This window comes from Micromonospora sp. U56 (assembly GCF_018070095.1).
Classification (GTDB): Bacteria; Actinomycetota; Actinomycetes; order Mycobacteriales; family Micromonosporaceae; genus Micromonospora; species Micromonospora purpureochromogenes.
Genome location: NZ_JAGPYL010000185.1, coordinates 1 through 8,539, shown reverse-complemented (window position 1 = coordinate 8,539; position 8,539 = coordinate 1). Strand labels below are relative to the sequence as shown.

Genomic DNA, 8,539 nt, shown 5'->3' with positions numbered 1-8,539 from the left:
CGCCACCGGCCGGCCCTGGGCCGCCGTAGACGCCGGCGGTCGGAGCGCCGCCGTAGACGCCACCGCGCGGACCGCCCCGGTCGCCGGGGCCGAAGCCGTCGTCGGGACCCCGGTCGATCGCCCCCGAGGAGAACGGGTCGTCGCCGTCCCGGCTGTCGTCGGCCGGGGCGGGCCGGCGCCGGGACCGCAGGATGCCGGCGATGCCCGCGCCGACCAGCAGCGCGCCGAGCACGCCGATCGCGCCGATCAGGTACGTGATCTGGTCCAGGCTGAGCGAGTCGTACCAGGACTTCTCGACCACCGGCTTCTTGAGTCCGTCGGCACCGGCGAGCGCCTCGGCCCCGGTCGTCGACGGGGTGTACGCGAGGATGTCGATCGGGTCGTCGTCGTTGAGGGTGCCGCCGTCGGAGACGGTGACGAAGGTCTTCCCGTCCTGGGTGTAGGAGATCGCCTCGCCGAACGGGTCGTCCAGTGGAGTCACCAGGGGCTTGCCGGTGGTCAGCGCCGCCACGATGTCGTCGCCGGTCACGGCGTACTCGAAGGCGTCCGCGTAGGTGCGCAGCACCACCTTCGAGCCGTCGGGCGAGCGGGTCGCCCCGGTGATGGACACCCGACCGAAGATGTTCATCGGGTTGTCGGTGGTCGTCTCCGGGAGGCTGATCTCACCGACCTTCTTCATCGGCACCGGATCGGTGTCACCCTTGGGCAGCTTCCCCGTCGGGGTGTAGATCTCGGCCTTGCCGCTGGGCACCTTGGTGATCACCAGCGGCAGGCCGTCGGCGCCGATGAGCAGCGCCTCCGCGTCGCGCTGCTTCTGGTCCGGGTACGACATCCGGTGCAGCACCGGCTGCTTGCCGCCGCCGATCGGCATGCTCCACACCGCGATCCGGGTGCGCCGGTCCGTGCCCGGGTTGTTCCCGATGTCGGCGATCCAGAGCGTCTTCCGGTCCGGCGAGACGGCCAGGTCCTCCGTGTCGAAGGGGCCCGAGCCGGTATAGCTGACCTCCTTGGTGACCCGACACTTCGTGTCCAGGTAGAAGACCCGCTTCCGGTTCGCCTGCAGCGAGCCGTCGTTGACCACGATGTAGCCGGTCTTCGTCGCCACCAGCCCGGAGAGCTCGTCCAGCCGCTCGTCGGTGACCGTACAGCGCTTCTTCGGGGCGGGAGCGGAGGTCGCCGGTGCCGCCAGGGCGACACCGGCGGACGCCACGGTGGCCCCCAGCAGACCGAGGGCAACCGTGACCGAGGAAACAGCGCGGCGCATTGCGCCAGTGTCGCATGCCGCGGTGGACGGGCGTGTCACGCCGGGAGCGCTACCGCGCCCCGGCGACCGCCTCTTCCGCGGCGTACGGCGCCAGCTCGGCGGCGAGCGCCGTACCGACGCGCACGTGCAGCAGGGTGCCCTCGGGCAGGTGGGAGGTGCTCAGCACCTCGCCCTGCCGGTGCACCCGGGCCACCAGGTCACCCCGGTCGTACGGGAGCACCGCCCGGATCTCCACCGCCGGGCGGGGCAGCTGCTCCTCGACGGCCTGTCGCAGCCCGTCGATGCCGCGCCCGCTGTGCGCGGAGACGAAGATCGCGTCCGGCCAGAGCCGCTTGAGCCGCAGCAGGGTGTCCTCGTCGGCCGCGTCGGTCTTGTTGACCACCAGCAGCTCGGGCAGCCGGTCGGCGCCGACCTCGGAGAGCACCTCGCGGACCGCGCGGACCTGCTCCTCCGGGTCCGGGTGGGCCCCGTCGACGACGTGCACCACCAGGTCCGCCTCGGCGACCTCCTCCAGGGTCGAGCGGAACGCCTCGACGATCTGGTGCGGCAGGTGCCGGACGAAGCCGACCGTGTCGGAGAGGGTGTAGAGCCGGCCGTCGGAGGTGGTCGCCTTGCGGGTGGTCGGGTCGAGGGTGGCGAAGAGCGCGTTCTCGACCAGCACGCCCGCGCCGGTCAGCCGGTTGAGCAGGCTCGACTTACCGGCGTTGGTGTAGCCGGCGATGGCGACCGCGGGCACGGCGTTACGGGAGCGCCGGGCGCGCTTGGTCTGGCGTACCGTCTTCATGCCCTTGATCTCGCGGCGCAGCCGGGAGATGCGGGTGCGGATCCGCCGCCGGTCGGTCTCCAGCTTGGTCTCACCGGGACCACGCAGACCCACGCCGCCGCCGGCGCCGCCGCCGCGACCGGAACCACCGGTCTGCCGGGACAGCGTCTCACCCCAACCGCGCAGGCGCGGCAGCAGGTATTCGAGCTGGGCCAGCTCGACCTGCGCCTTGCCCTCCTTGCTCTTGGCGTGCTGGGCGAAGATGTCGAGGATCAGCGCGGTCCGGTCGACGACCTTGACCTTGGTGCGCTGCTCCAGGTTGCGCAGCTGGGACGGCGACAGCTCACCGTCGCAGATGACGGTGTCGGCGCCGGTGGCGAGGACCATCGCGCCCAGGTCGTCGACCTTGCCCCGGCCGATGTACGTCGCCGGGTCCGGGCGGTTGCGCCGCTGGATCAGCCCCTCGAGCACCTGCGAGCCGGCCGTCTCGGCCAGCGCCGCCAGCTCGGTCAGCGAGTTCTCCGCGTCGTTCTGCGTGCCCTCGGTCCAGACGCCCACCAGGACCACCCGCTCCAGGCGCAGCTGCCGGTACTCGACCTCGGTGATGTCGGTGAGTTCGGTGCTGAGGCCGGGGACGCGCCGCAGCGACTGACGCTCCGACAGTTCCATCTCGCCGGTGGTGACATCGAGCTCCTCGTCCTCGAAGGGCACGAAGCTCTCCTGGTTCCGCAAACCGGTCTCCTGTCCGTTTTTTGCCGCTAAGGAAAGTAATCCTGACATGTGGCAACGCCGGACGCACCTGCTATATGCCCGCCCCCGAGGTGGCAAAAGTCGGGGGCGGATGCCGGGCGACCTCGGCAGGCGGGTAGAAATGCCTGGCGAGCCGCTCAGCGTCGACGGAGGGACCCCGTGGCAATCACCCGACTACCGAGTGCCGGATTCTCGATCACGATCCGGATCGCGGTGCCCGCGGACGCCTCGTCGATCGGCCGGCTGACCACCGCGGTCGGTGAGGCCGGCGCGATCGTCACCGCCCTCGACGTGGTCGACTCCGACCCGACCAGCGTCATCGTCGACCTCACCTGCGACACCGCCGACGCCAGCCACGCCGACCAGGTGGTCGACGCGCTGACCGCGCTGGACGGCGTGGACGTGCGCAAGGTCTCCGACCGGACGTTCCTGCTGCACCTCGGCGGCAAGATCGAGGTCAGCCCGAAGGTGGCGCTGCGCACCCGCGACGACCTGTCCCGCGCGTACACCCCGGGGGTGGCCCGGGTCTGCATGGCGATCGCCGAGAACCCCGCGGACGCCCGCCGGCTGACCATCAAGCGCAACACCGTCGCGGTGGTCAGCGACGGCTCGGCCGTGCTCGGCCTGGGCAACCTCGGGCCGGCCGCCTCGCTGCCGGTGATGGAGGGCAAGGCGGCGCTGTTCAAGCGCTTCGGCGGGGTGGACGCCTGGCCGGTGGTGCTGGACACCCAGGACACCGACGAGATCGTGCAGATCGTCAAGGCGATCGCCCCCGCGTACGGCGGGATCAACCTGGAGGACATCGCCGCACCGCGCTGCTTTGAGATCGAGGCCCGGCTGCGCGAGGCGCTGGACATCCCGGTCTTCCACGACGACCAGCACGGCACCGCGATCTGCGTGCTGGCCGCGCTGACCAACGCGCTGCGCGTCGTGGGCAAGCAGCTTTCGGACGTCCGGGTGGTCGTCTCCGGAGCCGGCGCGGCCGGCACCGCGATCATGAAGCTGCTGCTGCGCCAGGGCGTGGGCGACATCATCGCGTACGACCGGCAGGGCGCCCTGCACCGCGGCCTGACCGGGCTCAACCCGGCCTGGCAGTGGCTGGCGGAGAACACCAACAACGAGAACTACGCCGGCGACCTGCCCGGGGCGGTCCGCGGCGCGGACGTCTTCATCGGGGTGAGCGCGCCGAACCTGCTCACCGGCGACGACATCGCCACCATGGCGAAGGACGCGATCGTCTTCGCGCTGGCCAACCCGGACCCGGAGGTCGACCCGCGGGAGGCGCGCAAGCACGCCGCGGTCGTCGCCACCGGCCGCTCGGACCAGCCGAACCAGATCAACAACGTGCTCGCCTTCCCGGGCGTCTTCCGGGGCATGCTCGACGCGCACGCCGAGGAGTTCACCGAGGAGATGGCGCTCGCCGCGGCCCGGGCCATCGCGGACGTGGTCGGCGAGGACAAGATCAACCCGACGGTGATCGTGCCCAGTGTCTTCGACTCCCGGGTCGCCCCGGCGGTCGCCGCCGCCGTCCGCGCCGCCGCCCAGAACCCGGCCACCGCGCCGCGACCGGCCGCCGACTCGGGCCCGGCCGACCTCCCCGAGATCGCCGCCAACGCCTCCGCGACCCCCTGACGCCCGCCTGCGGGTACGCCCGCTGGCCCCGGACGGACGAGTCGGCTCGTCCTGGCGGGTCGGCGGGGCCGACGGCTCAGGGGAGCAGGGTGGCGGGGGTGACGGTGCCGGTGGCCACCAGGACGGCCGGGCCGGCCAGCCAGCAGGAGTCGTCGGTGACGGTGACCGTCAGGCGGCCGCCGGGAACGTCCACCGCGACCGTGCCGGTGTCCCGGGCGGCGTCGCGCAGGGCCACCGCGGCCACCGCGCAGGCGCCGGTGCCGCAGGAGAGCGTCTCGGCGGAGCCCCGCTCGTAGACCCGCATCAGCACGTGCCCGTCGGTGCCGGCGACCGGCTTTCCGGAGGTGATGAACTCGACGTTCACGCCGGCCGGGAAGACCCCGACGTCGTACTCGGGCGCGTGGGTCAGGTCGAGGCTGGCCAGCTCCAGCCCGGCCGGCAGCACGCAGACCAGATGCGGGTTGCCGACGTCCACCGCCGCGCCGGGCAGGGTCAGCCCGCCCAGGGTGGCCGTCGAGGCGTCGTACACCCGGGGGCGGCGCATCTCGACGGCGATGGCGTCGGCCTCGACCCGCGCGCGCACGACGCCGGCCCGGGTGGCCACCGGCAGCGCCGCGCCGGCGGGGGTGGCCAGCCCGTTCTCGAGCAGGTAGCGGACGAAGACCCGGGCGCCGTTGCCGCACATCTCCGCGAACGACCCGTCGGAGTTCCAGTAGTCCATGAACCACTCGGCCTCGGCCGCCAGGGCGGCGCCCTCCGGATGCTTCGCCGCCCGCACCACCCGCAGCACGCCGTCGCCGCCGACGCCGCGCCGCCGGTCGCAGATCGCGGCGACCAGCCCGGGCGTCAGGTCGAGCGCCCCGTCCGGGTCGGGCAGGATGACGAAGTCGTTGCCGGTGCCGTGGCCCTTGGTGAACTCCACGCCCCCATCATCCCCGATGGTCGGCGACCATCCGCAGCGCAGTGTCGACAAACGCCGGCGAGGCCGAGTCGAGCCAGAGGATCCGCGGGTCGCGGCGGAACCAGGAGCGCTGCCGGCGGACGAAGCGCCGGGTGGCCCGGATCGTCTCGTCGTGCGCCTCGGTCTCGGTCAGCTCCCCGGCCAGGAAGCGCAGCACCTGCTGGTAGCCGAGCGCCCGGCTGGCGGTGCGCCCCTCGGGCAGGCCGTGACCGACCAGCTCACGGGTCTCGGCGACCAGCCCGTCGGCCCACATCCGGTCCACCCGCAGCGCGATCCGCTCGTCCAGCAGCGCGGTGTCCAGGTCGACGCCGAGCTGCACCGACGGGTAGTACGGGGTCGGTTCGGGCAGCGAGGCGGTGAACGGCGCCCCGGTCAGCTCGATCACTTCGAGGGCCCGGACGATCCGCCGGCCGTTGCCGGGCAGGATGCCGGCCGCGGCGGCCGGGTCGGCCTCCGCCAGCCGGGCGTGCAGCGGGGCCGGCCCCACCGCCGCCAGCTCCGCCTCCAGCCGCTGCCGCACCGCCGGATCGGTGCCGGGGAACTCGAACTGCTCCAGCACCGCCCGCACGTACAGCCCGGAGCCGCCGACCAGCAGCGGCACCCGGCCCCGGGCCAGGATGTCGTCGACCGCCGCGCGGGCCAGCCGCTGGTACTCCGCGACGCTGGCCGGCTCGGTGACGTCCCAGATGTCCAGCAGGTGGTGCGGCACGCCCTCCCGCTCGGCCGGAGCCAGCTTGGCCGTGCCGATGTCCATGCCCCGGTAGAGCTGCATCGAGTCGGCGTTGACCACCTCACCGTCGAGGGCGTGCGCCAGGGCGATGCTCAGCGCGGACTTGCCGGCGGCGGTCGGACCGACCACCGCCACGACCGTGCCGGTCACGCCGGCTCCCAGGACGCCACGACGTAGGCAACGCCGTAGGGCGCCGAGTAGTGGCGCAGCGCGCCCCGCCAGTCGCCGCCGGCCGCGCGGACCGCGCCGGCCAGCATCTGCCAGGGCGCCCGTCCGGCCACCCGCAGCTGCGCCGACAGCACCGGGTCCAGGCCGAGCAGGGCGTCGGCGTCCGCGTCGGCCAGGGCCCGGGCGACCCCGTCGTCGTACGCCTCGGCGCGCGGGTCGTCGTAGCCGGGCGCCTGCCGGCCCCGGCAGGCCGACCCGTCCCCCAGCACCAGCAGCGCGACCCGGCGATCGGGCTCGCCGGCGAGTGCCGCCCCCAGCTCGGCGCAGTCCGCCGGCGACGCGTCGGTCGCCACCGACCGGGCCAGCCGGGGCAGCGGGGTTCCCGACCGGCCGATCAGCCAGGCGCCGACGGTCAGGCTCAGCGGCAGCCGCTCGCCACCTGCGCAGTTGGTCCGCCAGAGCGGGACGCGCCGGTCCAGCCCGTACGCCCGCAGCGAGCCGATGTCCGCCGCGTCGAACGTGGTGGTCCGCGGTCCGTCGCCCACCAGCAGGACCACGTCCGGCGCGGCGGCGAGCAGCCCGGTGACGGCCTCGTCACAGGCGGCGCGGAGGTCGTCCAGCTCAGCGGCGGCGGCGGCGCCGGCCAGCTCGGGCACGATCAGGGGCGGGTGGGGGCAGACGGCGGCGGCGACCAGAGGCACGGGTTCACGGTAGCCGGACGCGCCGGTGCGTCCCCGCGCCGATCCGGTCATTGCAGCGGTAGGACACCGTATGGTCACGGTCGACGACAGGCGCTTCACACTCACGGGGGCGGACCTGTGACAATGCCGGGAGTAACTTGGCTGCGCCGTGGCGGCGTTCGCGGGGTCCGTCCCTTCGACGCCGGGAGAACGAGGATGGGCACATGAGCGACTGGACTGCCTTCGGACGGGTGGACGCGGACGGCACCGTGTACGTCAAGACCGCCGAGGGCGAGCGGGTGGTCGGATCCTGGCAGGCGGGTGCCCCCGAGGAGGGGCTTGCCCACTTCGCCCGACGCTTCGCCGACCTGGTGACCGAGGTGGATCTGACCGAGGCCCGGCTCAACTCGGGCGCGGCGGACGCCGGCCACTCCCTGACCACGATCCGCCGGATCCGCGCCTCGCTGGCCGAGGCGCACGTCGTCGGCGACATCGACGCCCTGGCCGCACGGCTGGACAAGCTCGCCGCCGTCGCCGAGGAGAAGGCCGGCGAGGCCAAGGCCGCCCGGGACGCCGCCCGCGGCGAGGCGCTCGCCCGCAAGACCGCCCTGGTCGAGGAGGCGGAGAAGCTGGCCGCCGAGTCGACCGGCTGGAAGACCGCCGGCGACCGGCTCAAGGAGATCCTCGACGAGTGGAAGACCATCCGCGGGGTCGACAAGAAGGCCGACGGTGAGCTGTGGAAGCGGTTCGCCGCCGCCCGGGACGGGTTCACCCGCCGCCGGGGCGCCCACTTCGCCTCCCTCGACCAGCAGCGCAAGCAGGCGCAGACGGTCAAGGAGGAGCTGGTCGCCGAGGCGGAGAAGCTGAAGGACTCTACCGACTGGGCGGTCACCGCCAACCAGCTCAAGGAGCTGATGAACCAGTGGAAGGCCGCGCCGCGCGCCTCCAAGGAGGCCGAGCAGAAGCTCTGGGAACGGTTCCGGGCCGCCCAGGACGCCTTCTTCAGCCGGCGTAGCGAGGTCTTCTCGGCCCGCGACAACGAGCAGCGGGCCAACCTGGAGCGCAAGCAGGCCCTGATCGCCGAGGCCGAGGCGCTGGACGTCGACGCCGACCCGAAGGGCGCGCAGGCCAAGCTGCGGGAGATCCAGGCCCAGTGGCACGAGGCCGGTCGGGTGCCGCGGGAGGCCGCCGCCGGGCTGGAGCGGCGGCTGCGAACCGTGGACGACAAGGTCCGCGAGGTCATGGACTCGGCCTGGCGGCGGACCACCAAGGAGGACAACCCGCTGCTCGCCCAGATGCGGGCGCAGGTGGCCGAGGCCGAGGAGCGGCTGGCCCGGGCGCAGGCCGCCGGGGACGCCCGCCGGATCAAGGAAGCCGAGCAGGCGCTCGCCTCCAAGCGGCAGTTCCTCCAGCTCGCCGAGCAGGCCGGCTGACGCCGTAACGCTCCGGGAGCCCCGGTCCCCCGACGGGACCGGGGCTCCCGCGCATCCGCCCCCGCCCCGCCCACCCACCGCCACTCCCCACCCGACCTGTCGCCCCAAAGATCCACGCACATACAGAGAAAGCGGGCTCATTCCGCGACGGATAGGCC

7 protein-coding genes are annotated in these 8,539 nt (G+C 73.5%); 2 read left to right on the top strand and 5 right to left on the bottom strand.

Going from position 1 to position 8,539, the window contains the following annotated elements; all coding sequences use genetic code 11:
- Together KBX37_RS32400 and hflX are read right to left on the bottom strand one after the other, a co-directional pair.
- A partial coding sequence (locus KBX37_RS32400; protein ID WP_210779643.1) for a hypothetical protein occupies positions 1 to 1,264 on the bottom strand: 1,264 nt, incomplete at its 3' end.
- A 49-nt stretch (positions 1,265 to 1,313) separates the two neighbouring features.
- A complete protein-coding gene (hflX, locus tag KBX37_RS32395) occupies positions 1,314 to 2,759 on the bottom strand; it encodes a GTPase HflX (protein ID WP_210779642.1) in 1,446 nt (481 codons plus the stop codon).
- Between the two features lie 177 nt (positions 2,760 to 2,936).
- On the opposite strand from hflX, the gene KBX37_RS32390 reads away from it, so the two are divergent.
- Positions 2,937 to 4,409, top strand: a complete 1,473-nt coding sequence (locus KBX37_RS32390; protein WP_210779641.1) for an NAD-dependent malic enzyme — start codon at positions 2,937 to 2,939, stop codon at positions 4,407 to 4,409.
- Between the two features lie 76 nt (positions 4,410 to 4,485).
- On the opposite strand, the gene dapF is transcribed toward KBX37_RS32390, so the two are convergent.
- From dapF to KBX37_RS32375, 3 genes are read right to left on the bottom strand one after another with little or no spacing between them, the layout of a single operon-like run.
- Complete coding sequence (gene dapF, locus KBX37_RS32385; RefSeq protein WP_210779640.1) at positions 4,486 to 5,331, bottom strand: diaminopimelate epimerase; 846 nt, start codon at positions 5,329 to 5,331, stop codon at positions 4,486 to 4,488.
- 7 nt (positions 5,332 to 5,338) lie between these two features.
- On the bottom strand, positions 5,339 to 6,364 hold the full coding sequence (miaA, locus tag KBX37_RS32380) for a tRNA (adenosine(37)-N6)-dimethylallyltransferase MiaA (RefSeq protein WP_374103938.1): 1,026 nt from the start codon (positions 6,362 to 6,364) through the stop codon (positions 5,339 to 5,341).
- On the bottom strand, positions 6,247 to 7,020 hold the full coding sequence (locus KBX37_RS32375) for a hypothetical protein (RefSeq protein WP_210779639.1): 774 nt from the start codon (positions 7,018 to 7,020) through the stop codon (positions 6,247 to 6,249). The genes miaA and KBX37_RS32375 overlap by 118 nt, the downstream gene beginning before the upstream one ends.
- Before the next feature lie 152 nt (positions 7,021 to 7,172).
- Here KBX37_RS32375 and KBX37_RS32370 point away from each other — a divergent pair, with 152 nt between their 5' ends.
- Positions 7,173 to 8,381: a DUF349 domain-containing protein gene (locus tag KBX37_RS32370; RefSeq protein WP_210779638.1), complete on the top strand. Its 1,209-nt coding sequence runs from the start codon at positions 7,173 to 7,175 to the stop codon at positions 8,379 to 8,381.
- Positions 8,382 to 8,539: the final 158 nt, after the last annotated feature.